14 protein-coding genes are annotated in these 15,382 nt (G+C 45.3%); all 14 read left to right on the forward strand.

Going from position 1 to position 15,382, the window contains the following annotated elements; translation table 11 throughout:
* Positions 1-273 precede the first annotated feature (273 nt).
* Complete coding sequence (spt, locus tag NFI81_RS25745) at positions 274-1,479, forward strand: serine palmitoyltransferase (protein WP_234615550.1); 1,206 nt, start codon at positions 274-276, stop codon at positions 1,477-1,479.
* Positions 1,476-2,597, forward strand: a complete 1,122-nt coding sequence (locus tag NFI81_RS25750; protein ID WP_234615549.1) for a GNAT family N-acetyltransferase — start codon at positions 1,476-1,478, stop codon at positions 2,595-2,597. Before spt ends, NFI81_RS25750 begins: the two co-directional genes overlap by 4 nt.
* Positions 2,594-3,619 carry an NAD-dependent epimerase/dehydratase family protein gene (locus NFI81_RS25755; RefSeq protein WP_234615548.1) on the forward strand — a complete coding sequence of 342 codons (1,026 nt, stop codon included), beginning with the start codon at positions 2,594-2,596 and terminating at the stop codon, positions 3,617-3,619. The genes NFI81_RS25750 and NFI81_RS25755 overlap by 4 nt, the downstream gene beginning before the upstream one ends.
* A gap of 93 nt (positions 3,620-3,712) precedes the next feature.
* Positions 3,713-6,280, forward strand: a complete 2,568-nt coding sequence (locus tag NFI81_RS25760) for a DUF5686 and carboxypeptidase-like regulatory domain-containing protein (RefSeq protein WP_234615547.1) — start codon at positions 3,713-3,715, stop codon at positions 6,278-6,280.
* 31 nt (positions 6,281-6,311) lie between these two features.
* Positions 6,312-7,025, forward strand: coding sequence for a nucleotidyltransferase family protein (locus tag NFI81_RS25765; protein WP_234615546.1), 714 nt, complete (start codon positions 6,312-6,314; stop codon positions 7,023-7,025).
* Positions 7,026-7,089: 64 nt separating this feature from the next.
* A complete protein-coding gene (locus NFI81_RS25770; RefSeq protein ID WP_234615545.1) occupies positions 7,090-7,959 on the forward strand; it encodes a hypothetical protein in 870 nt (289 codons plus the stop codon).
* Positions 7,959-8,930 carry a CDP-alcohol phosphatidyltransferase family protein gene (locus NFI81_RS25775; protein WP_234615544.1) on the forward strand — a complete coding sequence of 324 codons (972 nt, stop codon included), beginning with the start codon at positions 7,959-7,961 and terminating at the stop codon, positions 8,928-8,930. The genes NFI81_RS25770 and NFI81_RS25775 overlap by 1 nt, the downstream gene beginning before the upstream one ends.
* Positions 8,911-9,924, forward strand: a complete 1,014-nt coding sequence (locus NFI81_RS25780; RefSeq protein ID WP_234615543.1) for a lysylphosphatidylglycerol synthase transmembrane domain-containing protein — start codon at positions 8,911-8,913, stop codon at positions 9,922-9,924. The genes NFI81_RS25775 and NFI81_RS25780 overlap by 20 nt, the downstream gene beginning before the upstream one ends.
* A gap of 95 nt (positions 9,925-10,019) precedes the next feature.
* Positions 10,020-10,733, forward strand: a complete 714-nt coding sequence (locus NFI81_RS25785) for an HAD family hydrolase (RefSeq protein ID WP_254410603.1) — start codon at positions 10,020-10,022, stop codon at positions 10,731-10,733.
* A 52-nt stretch (positions 10,734-10,785) separates the two neighbouring features.
* Positions 10,786-11,700 (forward strand): PfkB family carbohydrate kinase, encoded by a 915-nt coding sequence (locus NFI81_RS25790; RefSeq protein ID WP_234615541.1) that lies wholly within the window; start codon positions 10,786-10,788, stop codon positions 11,698-11,700.
* Between the two features lie 15 nt (positions 11,701-11,715).
* Positions 11,716-12,288 (forward strand): DUF4833 domain-containing protein, encoded by a 573-nt coding sequence (locus NFI81_RS25795; RefSeq protein ID WP_234615540.1) that lies wholly within the window; start codon positions 11,716-11,718, stop codon positions 12,286-12,288.
* Positions 12,289-12,447: 159 nt separating this feature from the next.
* On the forward strand, positions 12,448-13,194 hold the full coding sequence (cmoA, locus tag NFI81_RS25800) for a carboxy-S-adenosyl-L-methionine synthase CmoA (protein ID WP_234615539.1): 747 nt from the start codon (positions 12,448-12,450) through the stop codon (positions 13,192-13,194).
* The gene (locus tag NFI81_RS25805) at positions 13,191-13,922 is read left to right on the forward strand and encodes a methyltransferase family protein (RefSeq protein WP_234615538.1); all 732 of its coding nucleotides are present in this window, start codon (positions 13,191-13,193) and stop codon (positions 13,920-13,922) included. The genes cmoA and NFI81_RS25805 overlap by 4 nt, the downstream gene beginning before the upstream one ends.
* 102 nt (positions 13,923-14,024) lie before the next feature.
* Positions 14,025-15,311 (forward strand): NAD(P)/FAD-dependent oxidoreductase, encoded by a 1,287-nt coding sequence (locus tag NFI81_RS25810; RefSeq protein ID WP_234615537.1) that lies wholly within the window; start codon positions 14,025-14,027, stop codon positions 15,309-15,311.
* Positions 15,312-15,382: the final 71 nt, after the last annotated feature.

Genomic DNA, 15,382 nt, shown 5'->3' on the forward strand with positions numbered 1-15,382 from the left:
CTAGTATGGCAGGTATCGGGTTTACCTTTTAACTTTGAATGCCAGTAGATAAATTCCGGTAAATTGTTGAGGCCGGATAGTAGTTTAAGAACAGGATAATTGAAGGCGCTGACAGGCGAAACTGACATTTTTATCAAACTCAAGTTCTAAAAAAATTAGCATGGAAAATAAACACTACAATACCAACTGATCACTCTGATCACCCCACAGCCTCGGCTTTAAGCCAACAGGCACCCCACTAAAAGAAGCTGTTGATTCTGACATTAATTACTTATGGGTAAAAAATTAAATAAGCGCATCGCCGAATTTAAAGACGCGGCTATCATTCGATCCAAAGGTCTTTACCCTTACTTCCGCCCCATCGAATCCGGGCAAGACACGGAAGTTATCATCAATGGAAAGCCGGTCCTCATGTTTGGATCAAATTCATATCTGGGACTGACCTCGCATCCTTACATTATCGAGTCATCTCAAAAAGCCATTCAGAAATACGGAAGCGGATGTGCCGGATCCCGGTTCCTGAATGGAACGCTGGACATCCATGAAGAACTGGAGAGAAGGCTTGCATTATATACCGGAAAGGAAGCCTCAGTGCTTTTCAGCACAGGTTACCAGGCCAATCTGGGCGCATTGTCAAGCCTTACCGGCCGCAATGATTATCTGATCCTGGACGAAAGCGATCATGCTTCCATCATTGACGGAAGCCGTTTGTCTTTTTCCAAGGTGATCAAATATGCGCACAACGACATGAAGGACCTCAGAAAAAAACTGAGTCTTTTGCCTGAGGAAGCCGTGAAGCTGATCGCTACGGACGGGATTTTCAGCATGGAAGGAGACATTGTGAAACTTCCTGAACTGAATGCCATCGCGGCAGAATTTGACGCTTCGGTTTTGGTTGATGACGCGCATAGTTTGGGTGTGATCGGAAAGAATGGGGCAGGAACAGCGTCCTACTTCGGCTTAACCGAAACCACAGACCTGATCATGGGCACATTCAGTAAATCGCTGGCATCGTTAGGCGGCTTTATCGCCGGAGACGCAGCTACGATCGATTACCTGAAACACCGCGCGCGTTCACTGATGTTCAGTGCAAGTATGACGCCGGCAGCAGTTGGAAGCACATTGGCAGCATTGGATATCATTGAGTCCGAGCCGCATCATATTGAGCGCCTTTGGGCCAATACAAGATATGCAAAAGAGTTGCTGCTGGTCAATGGTTTTGATCTGGGAAAAACAGAAAGTCCGATTTTACCGGTTTACATCCGCGATAATGAGAAGACATTCCTGATGACAAAGCTGTTGCAGGAAGATGGCGTATTTGTAAATCCGGTTGTTTCGCCAGCGGTTCGGCCGGAACATTCATTGATCCGTTTCTCGCTGATGGCAACGCACACATTCAGCCAGATTGAAGAAGCAGTTGATAAGATGGCAAAAATTTATCGTCAGATCTGTCCCGAAGCTGTTACCGCAAAACTATGAAGCGCATTGCCCACGTAAACTCTCCCAAGGAACTGGAATTGTTCATCGATTTTCCTCATGAATTATATAAGGAAGATCCCAATTATGTTCCGGAACTGTTTATAGCACAACGGGATATGCTTACGCCGAAGAAACATCCTTTTTATGAACATTCGGTAGTTCAGCTATTCCTGGCTTATGATGGAGACAAGATCGTGGGACGCGTTGCGGCCATTTACAACCGCAATCACAATGCGTTTACAAATAGGAACGACGGGTTCTTTGGTTTTTTTGACACGATCAATGACCAGGAAACAGTCGATCTGCTGATTAAGCAGGCGTCGGATTGGGTGAAGGAAAAAGGAGCGAATACGCTGATCGGGCCGGTAAACTTGTCGACAAATGATACGGCAGGACTGCTGATCGAAGGTTACGACAAACCGCCGATGGCAATGATGCCTTACAATCCGCCTTACTACGTTCCCTTGCTTGAAAAAACAGGTTTGACCAAAAAGACGGATCTGCTTGCTTATGAGATCAATGTGAACGAGGCCAATGACAAGTCAGTAAGATTAATCGAAGCATTGGAAGGACGGTTGAAAAGAAGCGGCATTACGATTCGCAAGATCAATTTGAAGGATTTCAAAAACGAGGTAGCCAAGATCAGGGAAATTTACAACAGCGCCTGGGACAAGAATCTGGGCTTTGTTCCGATGACCGAAAAGGAATTTGATTACCTGGCTGCTGACTTGAAGTTGATCCTCGACCCAAACTTCTGCCTCGTTGCAGAAAAGGATAACAAGCTGGTGGGTTTTGTGTTGGGTATCCCGGACATTAACCAGATCCAGATCAAGATCAAAAGAGGACGTTTGTTGCCGACCGGAATTTTTAAACTCCTGTTTGGTAAAAAAAATATAACCCGCATCCGCGTACTCACATTGGGTGTAATTGAAGGATATCGCAAAATGGGCATTGAAGCCTGTTTATATGGCCATATCATTAAAAATACTTACGGTACAAAAGTCACAGGTGGGGAATGTTCGTGGATGCTGGAAGAAAATTATCTGATGAACCACGCCATTGAGCAAATCAACGGAAAGCTGTACAAACGGTACAGATTGTTGGAAAAGGCAATATGAAAGAGAAAGTATTCATAACGGGGGCCAGCGGTTTCATAGGTTTTCACCTGGTTGAAGCTGCACTGGAAGCAGGCATGGAAGTGCACGCAGCAGTAAGGCCTTCCAGCGACCTGACCTTTCTGAAAAAGCTGCAAAGCGATTTGGAAAAGAACGGAAAAGGCCCGCTGACGTTTGTGAATACCAATTTTGAGTCAAGGGATTCCTTGAAAGAATTACTGGAAAATGGAGGCTATTCCTACATTATCCATGCAGCAGGAGTGACGAAGGCGAAGAAAACGGCCGTTTATAACAAAGTCAATGCAGAATATTCCCTGCATCTGGCGCAGGCCGCAATGTCAGCCAATATTCCTTTGAAGCGTTTTGTTTTTCTGAGCAGCCTGGCCGCCATTGGCCCGCTTGCTTACGCTGAGCAACAGCTTATTACGGAGGATACATTACCCATTCCTGTGACCGATTATGGCAAAAGTAAATTGCTTGCCGAGCAGTATCTCGAACAAGTAAGCGGCTTACCGCTCACCATTATCCGTCCGACTGCCGTTTATGGTCCCGGTGAAAAGGATTTGTTTATTCTTTTCAAAACACTGAACAAAGGATTGGATGCATACATAGGCAAAGGCCCGCAACGGCTGAGCTTCGTTTATGTGAAAGATCTTGTGGCCGCCACAATGGCCGCAATGCTGGAAAGCCAGCGCGAAACCTCAGTATACAATATTTCCGACGGACAAGCCTACGACCGTTACGCATTCGCCGACCGGTTCCGGGAAATCAGTGGTAAAAACATATTCAGGGCACATTTACCTTTGTTTTTGGTGAGGTTCATGGCAGGGTTCCTGGATTTTATATATGGATTTACTTCCGTAACCCCGGTTTTGAATAAGGAAAAACTGAAAGAGCTCACAGCTTCCAACTGGATCTGCAGCATAGAGGCAGCCAGAAACAGCCTGCACTATACACCGCAATACGACTTGCGACAGGGCATGCAGGAGACCTTAATTTGGTACAAAGAAAATAAGTGGCTGTAAAGTAAAGCCATTCCCGATGGAGCACCAAGCGTAGCGCCAGGGTAAAGCACCCCCGCGAGGGAAACATGAAAAATAACGTTATGAAGTTCAACAATGAAAACAATAAATAAGTCGGTATGGTTAAAACTTTTCCTGGTTATCTGTCTTGCACAGACCTTTTCCGGAACAGCCATAGCGCAAAGCACCACAATTAAAGGAACCGTCACCGACGCAAAAACAGGCGAAACATTGCCTTTCGTGTCCGTCCTGATCCCGGGAACAACCATGGGAACAGCTTCCGACGCAGACGGAAAATATGCGATGACATTGCGTGAAGATTACAAAACCGTAAAATTCACATACGTAGGATATCTCAGCATTGAAAAACCCATCACACCCGGCATTGATCAGGTGATCAATGTGAAAATGGCGGTGGATGCTTCCATGTTGAAAGAAGTGACCATTAAGGGAAGGGGACGTTACAGAAACAAAGACAATCCTGCCGTTCAACTGATCCGTGAGGTGATTGCGCACAAGGACCAGAACAAGATGGCCGCCAGCGACTTTGTTGAGTACGAGCAATATGAAAAAATCTCGTTTGCACTGAGCAACCTGTCAGACAATTTCAAGGAGAAGCGCATTTTCAAGAATTACCAATTCCTTTTTGAGGATCAGGATTCGACGGCAATGGGTGGCAAGAATATGTTGCCTGCTTACATTCAGGAAAAGCTATCGCAGGTTTATTTCCGCAAAAACCCTTATACCAAAAAACAATGGGTGCTGGCCAACAGAAGAGCGGAATTTGACTCAAAATTTGTTGATAATGATGGTCTGAGTGCTTATTTCAACAGGTTATACGAAGATGTAAATCTTTACGAAAATGACATTTCAATTGCTACAAACCTGTTATTAAGCCCTATCGCGAATTCCGCGCCGACATTCTACAAGTTCTTCATTCGCGATACGATCAAGACAGAAACGCCGTGGCTGGTTGAATTGGGTTTTGTGCCGAGAAATAAAACAGACATGCTTTTCGAAGGTAAGCTGTTTATCACATTGGACGGAAATTATGGAGTTCAAAATGCCTATCTGACTGTCAACAAAGACATTAACCTCAATTTCATGCGTGACCTCGAAGCGCGTCTGGAATATGAAAAAGGACCGGACGGGCGCTATCACCCGACCAAGACGACACTGGGAATGGAGTTCGCCCTGGGCGAGAAGAATGCAGGTTTTTACGGTCAGCGTGTGGTAAATTTCAAAAACTACACCATTAACCAAAGTCGGCCCGACAGCGTTTACAGTGGGCCAAGAGAAGAAGTTGCTTTCAATCCGAGTACAAATTCGGGTGAAGCATTCTGGGCTGGCGCGCGGCACTTGCCTCTGGAAAAAATGGAGCTGAATATTTACAGAAATGTGGATACGCTGCAGACCATTCCGTCATTCCGCAGGACTATGGACATTGCCACGCTTTTCTTGTCCGGTTATAAATCGTTTGGAAAAGTGGAAGTAGGACCGGTGAACACGTTTTACAGTTTCAACCCGGTCGAAGGTTTCAGGCTGCGTTTTGGCGGACGGACTACAACGGATTTCAGCAAGCGCTTCTATCTGGAAACTTATGCGGCTTACGGTTTCAAAGACCAGAGATGGAAGTATTTTTTGAGCGGCACTTATTCATTCAATAACAAATCCGTTTACCACTTTCCTCTGAATTACATCCGCGCCAGTTACCAGCGTGATACCAAGATCCCGGGACAGGATTTGCAGTTTGTGCAAGAAGATAACTTCCTTTTATCATTCAAAAGAGGCGATAACAACCGCTGGCTTTACAATGATGTATACAAGCTGGAATATGTCCGCGAGTTCGAAAGCCGCTTTTCTTATAAGATCGGTTTTACGAACTGGAGACAAACACCCGCCGGGATTCTGCGATACGAAAAGCTTGATAGTGAAGGCGTTTTAGAGAATGTAGGCGGCCTGAGCAACACAGAAGCAAACCTGGAACTGCGCTATGCACCGCATGAGCAATATTATCAGGGAAAACTGTATCGGACGCCGATCATTAACAAATATCCGATTTTCACATTGCGCTATAATGCAGGTTTGAAAGGTGTTTTTGAAGGGCAAAACCGTTATCACAACGTTTCAGCTAACATTGCCAAGCGTGTTTACCTGTCGCAGTTTGGTTATGCGGACGTCACGGCTGAGGGAAATTACATTTTCGGAAGCAACGTGCTGTTCCCGCTGCTGTCCATCCACCGCGCCAACCAGACTTACGCTTACCAGCTCAACAGCTATAACCTGATGAACTTCCTGGAATTTGTGAGTGATCATTATGCCAGCCTGGACGTGCAGTATTACATGAACGGATTCATTTTTAATAAAATACCACTGTTGAAAAAACTGAAACTGAGAGAAGTTTTCAGCTTCAAAGGGTTGATGGGCGGACTTAGGGATGAGAACAATCCTACAAACAATCCCGGACTCTTCCGCTTTCCGGTGGATGAGAACGGTAAGCCGATCAGCTATACATTGTCGCGCGAACCTTACATTGAGGGAAGCGTCGGCGTAGCGAATATTTTCAAGCTGCTAAGAGTCGATCTCGTGAAACGTTTTACTTATCTGGACAACCCGAATGTTTCGGAATGGGGGATAAGAGCGCGGTTCCGGCTTGATTTTTAAGGAGGACAAAAAAATACGACACCAATTATATATGAATTACGCAATTATAGCGGCCGGAGAAGGATCACGTTTGGCAAAGGAGGGCTTTCCGCTTCCCAAACCAATGGTGACACTTTATGGAGAAATGCTGATAGACAGGCTGATAGGGATCTTTATGCGCAACAAGGCGGAAAAGATCATGATCATTATCAACGAAGAGTCAGCCGCCCTGGAAAGTCACTTGTCCGAACTGAGCCTGACATTGCCGATTCAGATCGTGAAAAAATCAACACCGAGTTCGCTGCATAGCGTTTTCGAACTGCTGGGAAGCGATCCGGAACTGGAAGCCATTTGCCTGACAACAACAGACACGGTTTTTAAAGAAGACGAATTCACCGCCTACATTCAGGAGTTCGCAGGCAGTAAAGAACTGGGCGGCCTTATGGCGGTAACAAGCTTCATAGACGACGAAAGCCCGTTATATGTAACAGTGGACCATGCGGCGAACATTACCGCATTCACGGATACAAACACAACGCAAACCACGTTCGTTTCTGGCGGAATCTATTGCCTCAGAAAAGAAGCTATTGCGCTGGTAAGCGAGGCCGTAAACAATGGTGTAAGCCGGATGCGCAATTTTCAGCGCCAGTTGCTGGAAAGTGGCATTCATCTGAAAGCTTATCCGTTCTCGAAAATTGTGGATGTAGACCACGTGCAGGATATTAAAACAGCCGAGCTTTTTTTAAGCCCCGAAACTGCTGTTTGATTTAAAATATATTGAGTAACAGACACCAAATAAAGGCAGGAGCATATTATCTGCCGCAGCGTAAATGAGTGAATTAAACATTTTAGGCGTTCCCAGGAACCGCAAGTTCTCGCCTAACCACATTGGAAATGATGATGCGATTTTTTCTTTGACAGCAAAGGAATTAGAGAAAATGGGATGCAAAGTGCGGATCAGTTTTGAAGACGATTTTTTACAAAACGAAAACATTACCGAGCAAAAGATCTTCACAATGGCCCGCCAGAAAGAAGTAGTCAAAAAACTGCAGGCTTTGGAAGAAAATGGTGCACAGGTTATTAACTCAGCATTTGGCATCGAAAATTGCTTTCGGACGAACCTGACCAACGCATTGAACCTGAACAACATTCCGGTCGCCGAAAGTTACATTGTGCCAACGGACTATCTGGGTGACGAGGTTTTTGATGCAATTACCGGTAAAGGTTATTGGATTAAAAGGGGCGATTTTCACGCTATTCACAAGGAAGACGTGTCATTCGCAGCGTCGCGTGAGGAGGCCAGGGAAATTTTGCGGGAATATGCATTGCGTGATATACCCGATGCCGTGATCAGTAAACATTTGATCGGCGACCTGGTGAAATTTTATGGCGTGCGCGGAACAGACTTTTTCTTTTGGTTTTATCCATATGATAACAACCATCATAAATACGTTGAATATCAAAACATTAACGGCAATTCGGCTTACTATGCTTTCGATGCAGATAAATTGAAAAACGTCGCAACAGAAGCGGCGGGAGTGGTTGGAATAGATGTTTACGGCGGTGACGCCATTATCGGCAAAGACGGCAGTTTCGGCATTATTGATTTAAATGACTGGCCCAGTTTCGCGCCATGCCGTGATCAGGCCGCAGGCCACATTGCCCGTATGATTTACGAGAAATTTACAAAAAGCAATTAATGGATCCAGTTAGAAAGCGCCCCGAAACGACCAATACTGAACCTGAACTTTCAGCATTTGAAAGTTCGCTGAAATCCAATGATACGGAAGAGCAGATCGACATTTGGTTTTACCGGCCCATTGGGTATCAGATTGCATTGTTTTGTGCCAAAATAGGGTTAAGGCCCAATCCGGTGACCATTATCAGCATTTTCTTCGGCGTCGCGGCCGGGATCCTGTTTTATTATCAGGAGCTATGGATCAATGTGATCGGGATGTTGCTGCTGGTTTTTGCCAATTCGCTGGACAGCGCGGACGGTCAGCTGGCGCGGATGACGAATGACAAGAGCCGGTTAGGACGGATTTTGGATGGTGCTGCGGGTGATTTCTGGTTTATTGCCATTCACATTGCGATCTGCCTCAGGAGCATGAACGAGGGTTGGAGCGCGTGGATCTGGGTGCCGGGTGTGCTCGCAGGAGCGTCGCACGTGGTGCAGTCGGCGATGGCTGATTATTACCGGAATGTGCATTTGTTTTTTATCAAAGGAACTTCGGGAAGCGAGCTGGACAACAGCCGCGACTTGCAGGCTGAATATGACAACCTAAGTTGGAAATCGGATTTTGGAATGAAATTCATCGCCCGCACTTATCTGAACTATACTAAGTTACAGGAAAGCTTTTCACCGCAATTGCAGAAGTTGCTAAGCCTGGTTCGTGAAAAATATAAAACAGGTTTGCCGAAAGATCTGGTCACCGATTTTAGGGCGCATAACAAGCCATTGATGAAGTATACCAATATTGTCCAGTTCAATACAAGGGTGCTATTCCTGTTTCTTTGGCTGTTTTTGGACCAATCTTGGATTTATTTCTTCTTCGATATGTTTGTTCTTAACCCCATCCTGATCTACATGATCGTGAACCAGGAAAAGGTGAGCCGTTATTTTTATCAAAAGATTTTGACTGAAAAAACGAATGAATTCCAAGGCGTATAAAGCCCTTTTCATGGCCATAGGCATTCTGTCGCTAGGATATATGATCTATGGCACGGGGCCGCTTGTGATTTGGGAAAACATTAACAGGACAGGCATCTGGTTTATCCCGGTCATCGGGAGCTGGCTGGTAATTTACGTCCTGAATGCGCTTGCTTTCCGGTCGATTATCCGGGAGCCGAATTTGCCTGAAAGCAATCTTTCATTTTGGTCTGTCTTGAAGCTGACCATCTCGGGATATGCGATCAATTACATTACGCCGTTTGTCGCGTTAGGCGGCGAGCCTTACCGGATATTGGAACTGAAACCCGCATTAGGAATCCAGAAAGCCACATCTTCGGTGCTGCTTTACAGCCTAATGCATATGTTTTCGCACGTTATTTTCTGGCTGGCTTCTATCGTTTTGATCGTCGCCGTGGTGCCATTGAATAATGTAATGCTGGCGGGTTGCGGGATTCTATTGGTTACGGGGCTGGTTTTAGGATATTGGTTTATCAATGTTTATAAAAAAGGTTTTACCGTAAGCACATTCCGCCTTTTGGAAAAGATCCCTTTTATAAAAACCAAAGCCAGGGCATTTGCACTAAAAAACTCAGAAACATTATACGAGGTAGACGACCAGATCCGCATTTTATATGCCGAAAGGAGAAACATTTTTTACTTGTCGTTGTTCTATGAATTCACCGCAAGGGTCATTGGTTGCGCAGAGATCTTTTTCACCGCTCACGCCATTGGTTTAGGAATGTCCTTGTCGGAATCGCTGATCATCAGTTCGGGATCGTCGCTCTTTGCCAACCTGATTTTCTTTTTCCCGATGCAATTGGGCACAAGGGAAGGCGGACTTGCACTTGCATTAAGCAGCGTGGGTTTCGCAGCATCACAAGGCATCTTCATCGGGATCGTGATGCGGATCCGGGAAATTTTCTGGATCATCGTTGGTTTAGCGTTGATGAGTAAAAAGGTGAAGGTAAAGGAAGAAGCCGTTTTGGCTGATTAGATTGCCTGGTGGCAATCACCTATCAGCGAGATTTTGACTTAATATTTTTGAATTCAATAAAGGCCGGAAGCTGCATGCGGAAAGCCGAAGCGCGTATGATTAAAGGAATTTTATTTGATTACGGTGGTACGATCGATACCAACGGCCTGCATTGGGCTAATGTTTTGTGGGAAAGTTACCAGCGTAACCAGGTAAATGTGGATCGGGACGCATTTGCAGAGGCATACAAATACGGCGAGAGAGCTCTGGCAATCAAACCGATCATTGAACCGCATCACGTATTCTATGACGTTTTGTTTTTAAAAGTTGAACAGCAATTCAGCTTTTTGCGAGAAAAGGGATTTGAATTAAATGATGGGGCCATTGAGGCGATAGCCAGCGAATGTAACCGTTTTGCACACACTACTGTTGAAAAAGCCGCGCCTGTTTTGGCACAACTGGCGCAAAAATACCCGCTCGTGATGGTTTCCAATTTTTACGGAAACATCAATCATGTTCTGCAGGATTTCGGCATTGCACATTATTTCCAGGCTGTTGTTGAATCTGCCGTTGTTGGCGTCCGGAAGCCCAACCCGCAAATTTATCAGCTCGGAATTGATAAGCTGGCGCTGCCTCCTCAGGAATGTGTCGTGATCGGGGATTCGTATTCCAAGGATATTCAGCCGGCCAGGTCATTAGGCTGCAAAACAATCTGGCTGAATGTGAAAGGATGGGATGAAGCCGATGATTCGAATTTGAAAGTTTCGGAGGCGGATGTTGAGATTACCGATTTTGCCCAAATAGCGGACACAATTACAATTTGGGGTTAGTTGTCAACTTTTATCGGGCACCGACACAAGCCTTGATAAAATTAAATTGAAAATGAAGATGTACGACATTTGTACCATAGGGCACATTACTTTGGATAAAGTGGTAACTGCCCAGTCTGTCAAATACATGCCCGGCGGCACGTCGTTCTACTTTTCGAAGGCGCTCAGGCACTTTGATGTGGACTACATGCTGGTGACGGCGCTGGCAGAAAAAGAAAACCATATCGTATCCGCATTGAGAGACGAAAACATTCAGGTCTTCTCGCAACCGAGCGAACACACTGTTTACTTCGAAAATATCTACAGTGCCAATCAGGATCACCGCGAGCAGAATGTGCTGCACAAAGCCGCCCCGTTCACCACCGCGCAAATGCCTGACATTGAGTCGCGGATATTTCATTTGGGTCCTTTGCTTTCCGATGATATTTCTGTGGATCTGTTGAAATCGCTGGCTCAAAAGGGAACGGTTTCACTGGATATTCAGGGTTATCTGAGATATGTAAAAGACCGGAAGGTTTTGTATAAAGACTGGGCCGACAAAAAAGAAGCGCTTCCGCATGTTTCGATCCTCAAAGCCAATGAGTTTGAAATGGAAGTGGTGACAGGCACCAGCGACGTGCGCAAGGGCGCCGAATATCTGGCGGACCTTGGTGTAAAAGAAGTAATTATCACACTGGGCAGTAAAGGCTCACTGATCTATAAAGACAATGATTTTTTCAGGATTCCAGCTTATAAGCCAACGGCGATCGTGGATGCGACCGGCTGCGGTGACACCTATATGGCGGGTTATCTGAGTAAAAAAATTCAGGGAGCTGATATCCAGGAAGCGGGTGAATTCGGAGCAGCTATGGCTACTTTGAAAATACAATCGTCCGGACCATTTTCGGGAAATGCCGCAATGGTTGAAGAAGTGCTCCAATATGGTGAATGTGACCGCGAAATGATTGCCCAGGCAATTTATCAATAGTACTCAACAATAGTCATGAAAAACGCAGTTAGTATAATGCTGGCTTTTAGCCTGCTGCTGTGTTCGTATTCAGTAAGTCATTCTGCTCATGAAATTTCAAAGGTTTCCGCTAGCGAACCCGATGAGTTTCCAGTACCAAAGAATATCCCCGGATTACTTTTCTACATTCAGCGTGACCCCAATGCGAATACCATTATTTATCACCTTAACATGGACGAACAGGGCCGGTTAAGTCAGAAGAACCCTGTCGACGCGTTCTGGATCAGATATACCGATGGAGGCGAGAAGAGGGATCTCAATTACCTGCAGAGAAAGTTTGCTTACGGGATTAACTCCAAGTCCATCGGAAATTCCACCTACGAACTACGGTCGGTTGCATACTCGAAAATGCCGCTCTATCTGCGGAAGGACAGCAAGAATGAGTATCATGTTTATGCGAATATAAATAAGAAGGAGTGCATCCTGAGCCGGGTTTTTATCCATATCGACGGTGGGACGTTCTGGTCTCCCAATGTAGTTTATATTGAACTGAAAGGAACTGAAACGGCTACCGGGAAAACTGTGGTGCAGCGGATTAAACCGGTTTAAGATTGCGAAAATCTTTAAGTGATGCTGTTAGCGGGTGGATTTTGTGTTTTATTTGTCAGTTTTAAGGACAAATTCCGTGTCAGTGCCATTATCGGCTTATGGCAGGGTTTTTGATCAAAAGATATTTAACCGCAAAATCCCGATAAAACCTAACCAAGTATGACAGAGACACCGCAACCCGAACAGGACAATGTTTTCAAAGATGAAATTACCAAAGTGTCGGATTTTAAATTCGGGACAACAGTTGTAAAAGTTTTTGACGACATGGTCAGCAGATCAGTCCCGTTTTACAACGAAATGCAGCGCATGCTGGGAGAAATTGCGGCGGATCACGTCAGGGAAGGAAGTTTTGTATATGATTTGGGATGCTCCACGGGCACCACAATGATCGAGATAGACAAGCTCATCCCGTCGGATATCCGGTTCATCGGGATCGACGAGTCGACCGAAATGCTTGACAAATGTGATGTGAAGTTAAAGGAAGCAGGTTTTGTGCGTCCATACGAACTCGTTACGGGCGATTTGCACGAGAAGCTGCCGATCAAGAATGCTTCCGTTGTGATCCTTTGCCTGACATTGCAATTTGTAAGGCCACTTTACAGAGAGCGGTTACTGCGCAATATTTACGAAGGGCTTAACCCCGGAGGTGTGCTGTTGCTGGTCGAAAAAGTGCTGGCAGAAAGCACCGTTTTCAATCGTGATTTTATCAAATATTATTACAATTATAAGCGCCGTAACCATTATAGCGAGATGGAAATTTCGCAGAAACGGGAGGCCCTGGAAAACGTTCTCATTCCATATAAGCTATCTGAAAATCTGCTTTTATTGAAAGAAACGGGCTTTGGAGATTGTGAAACTTTCTTCAAATGGTATAATTTTTCAGGTCTAATCGCTTATAAAAAATGATGGTCACAATTGGTAATTTCTTTTTCAGGTTCAGGAATATTTTGTTTATTTTTCTTTATCTGTTGCTATTCCTGCCCTCACCATTATTGTTCAAGCCAGAGCATTTTGGAGAAAAATATTATCTGTTTCCAATCATTCTAGGCTTATTGGTGACTTTTTCCGGGGAGATCATCCGGGGCATAACCATTGGTCTTGCGTACATTATCCGCGGCGGGCGCGACCGGAGGGTTTATGCTGAAAAACTGGTGACGGAAGGCATTTTCAAACATTGCCGCAATCCGCTTTATGTTGGAAATATCCTAATGTTGCTGGGTGTAGGGATTTTATCGAATTCTTTGGTATATGTGGGCATTGTTATGCCGTCATTTTTGTTCATATATCAGGCGATCGTGCTGGCGGAAGAGAACTTTTTACGCAACAAGTTCGGCGCTGATTTTGACAATTATTGCAGGAAAGTAAACAGGTGGATCATCAACTTCAGTGGCATGTCGGAGACATTCAATGATATGCGTTTTAATTACAAACGATGGATTTTAAAGGAATATAACACGTTGTTCGTCTGGTTAATGGGGATCACGGCCATCATACTGTTCAGATATCCCGAGCTTACTCCCGACAGCGAAACGCGCGTGAGGCTTTTCATAGGCATTGGCGTCTTTCTGGGTCTTGTTTATGGATATATCAAATATTTGAAAAAATCGGGGAAAATGACCGACAGCCTGGCCTAGCGTGCCTCATTTGATAATCTTACCTGGGGGGCTATGCAGACTGTTGCCGATCAATGCGGAGCAAATAATTAACAACATTACCCCTAAAAAACAGTAAGCATTATGAAAATTGTAATCGTAGGAGGTGGGTTTGCCGGTGTAAACCTGGCGCTCGACCTGGCCAAGAACAATAAGTTTGAGGTAACACTCGTCGATAAAAACAATTATAATTTCTTTCCACCGCTGATTTATCAGGTTGCCACGGCTTTTTTGGAGCCATCGAGCATTAGTTACCCGTTCCGCAAGCTTTTCCGGGGAAAAGGTAATTTAGCATTCCGTCTGGGAGAGTTGCAAAGTGTGGTAACCACCGAAAACAAGATCATCCTTTCAAACGGAGAGCTTGAATATGACTACCTGGTTTTCGCAACCGGGGCAGAAACCAATTTCTTCGGCATGGAGAATGTCAAGCGTAATGCTACTCCCATGAAAACCGTCGAAGATGCCATTGGCATGCGGAATCGCCTGTTGCAGCAAATGGAGCTAGCCACGATTTCCGAAGATCCCGAGGAAGTCAGGAAACTTTTGACTGTTGTTATTGCCGGCGGCGGGCCTACGGGCGTTGAAATTTCCGGTATGTTTGCCGAAATGCGTAACGGCATTTTAAGAAAAGAATATCCCGAGCTGGCCGGAAAAGGAAGTGAAATTTACCTGGTCGATGGCGGCGACGCGTTGCTGTCGCCCATGAGCGTAGCCTCACAGAAAGACACTTACGAAGCGTTGCGCAAGCTGGGTGTGAAAATCAAGCTTAACACGCACGTTTCCGATTTTGTGGATGATAAGGTCTGTTTCAGTGAAGGTGAATGTATTGAAGCCAAAACACTGATCTGGGCAGCAGGCGTAACGGGCAAGGTGTTCGAAGGCATTCCGCCGGAAGCTTACGGTCGCGGCCGGAGGATGCTGGTGGACGCTTATAACAAGCTGATCGGCACTTACAATATTTATGCAATAGGCGACGCGTGTCTGCAGCAAACGGACCCAAATTTTCCAACCGGTCACCCGCAGGTAGCCCAAGTTGCGATCCAGCAAGGCAAAACATTGGCAGAGAATTTCCGAAGAACCGCAGAACATCAGCCGTTAAAACCATTCGCATATCACGATAAAGGCTCCATGGCCATCATTGGCCGCGCAAAAGCGGTTGTGGATATGCCATCGCCAAAACTGCATTTCAAAGGTGTGATCGCGTGGCTTGCATGGCTTTTCATACACCTGATCTCGCTGATTAATCACCGGAACCGGATCAAGACCCTGTATAACTGGATGGTGGCCTATTTTACCAAAGATCAGTCACTTCGGATGATCATAAAACCATCTGTCACAGAGAAAATTAAAGAACCGGTCTTAAAAGAGTAACTTAAAATTTAACATTGGGGTTTAACAAAAAACGCGGAATTTTGACAACCGTCAGAAGGTAAGCGCGTTTA

Source organism: Dyadobacter fanqingshengii (assembly GCF_023822005.2).
Taxonomy (GTDB): domain Bacteria; phylum Bacteroidota; class Bacteroidia; order Cytophagales; family Spirosomataceae; genus Dyadobacter; species Dyadobacter fanqingshengii.

What these genes read in the sequence shown, in the direction of transcription:
- NFI81_RS25780 (WP_234615543.1), top strand. Translation starts at nt 8,911, where the DNA reads ATGAATTCCAAGGCGTATAAAGCCCTTTTCATGGCCATAGGCATTCTG.
- NFI81_RS25795 (WP_234615540.1), top strand. Translation starts at nt 11,716, where the DNA reads ATGAAAAACGCAGTTAGTATAATGCTGGCTTTTAGCCTGCTGCTGTGT.
- NFI81_RS25750 (WP_234615549.1), top strand. Translation starts at nt 1,476, where the DNA reads ATGAAGCGCATTGCCCACGTAAACTCTCCCAAGGAACTGGAATTGTTC.
- NFI81_RS25760 (WP_234615547.1), top strand. Translation starts at nt 3,713, where the DNA reads ATGAAAACAATAAATAAGTCGGTATGGTTAAAACTTTTCCTGGTTATC.
- NFI81_RS25805 (WP_234615538.1), top strand. Translation starts at nt 13,191, where the DNA reads ATGATGGTCACAATTGGTAATTTCTTTTTCAGGTTCAGGAATATTTTG.
- NFI81_RS25765 (WP_234615546.1), top strand. Translation starts at nt 6,312, where the DNA reads ATGAATTACGCAATTATAGCGGCCGGAGAAGGATCACGTTTGGCAAAG.
- NFI81_RS25790 (WP_234615541.1), top strand. Translation starts at nt 10,786, where the DNA reads ATGAAGATGTACGACATTTGTACCATAGGGCACATTACTTTGGATAAA.
- NFI81_RS25755 (WP_234615548.1), top strand. Translation starts at nt 2,594, where the DNA reads ATGAAAGAGAAAGTATTCATAACGGGGGCCAGCGGTTTCATAGGTTTT.
- NFI81_RS25810 (WP_234615537.1), top strand. Translation starts at nt 14,025, where the DNA reads ATGAAAATTGTAATCGTAGGAGGTGGGTTTGCCGGTGTAAACCTGGCG.
- NFI81_RS25770 (WP_234615545.1), top strand. Translation starts at nt 7,090, where the DNA reads ATGAGTGAATTAAACATTTTAGGCGTTCCCAGGAACCGCAAGTTCTCG.
- cmoA (WP_234615539.1), top strand. Translation starts at nt 12,448, where the DNA reads ATGACAGAGACACCGCAACCCGAACAGGACAATGTTTTCAAAGATGAA.
- NFI81_RS25775 (WP_234615544.1), top strand. Translation starts at nt 7,959, where the DNA reads ATGGATCCAGTTAGAAAGCGCCCCGAAACGACCAATACTGAACCTGAA.
- spt (WP_234615550.1), top strand. Translation starts at nt 274, where the DNA reads ATGGGTAAAAAATTAAATAAGCGCATCGCCGAATTTAAAGACGCGGCT.
- NFI81_RS25785 (WP_254410603.1), top strand. Translation starts at nt 10,020, where the DNA reads ATGATTAAAGGAATTTTATTTGATTACGGTGGTACGATCGATACCAAC.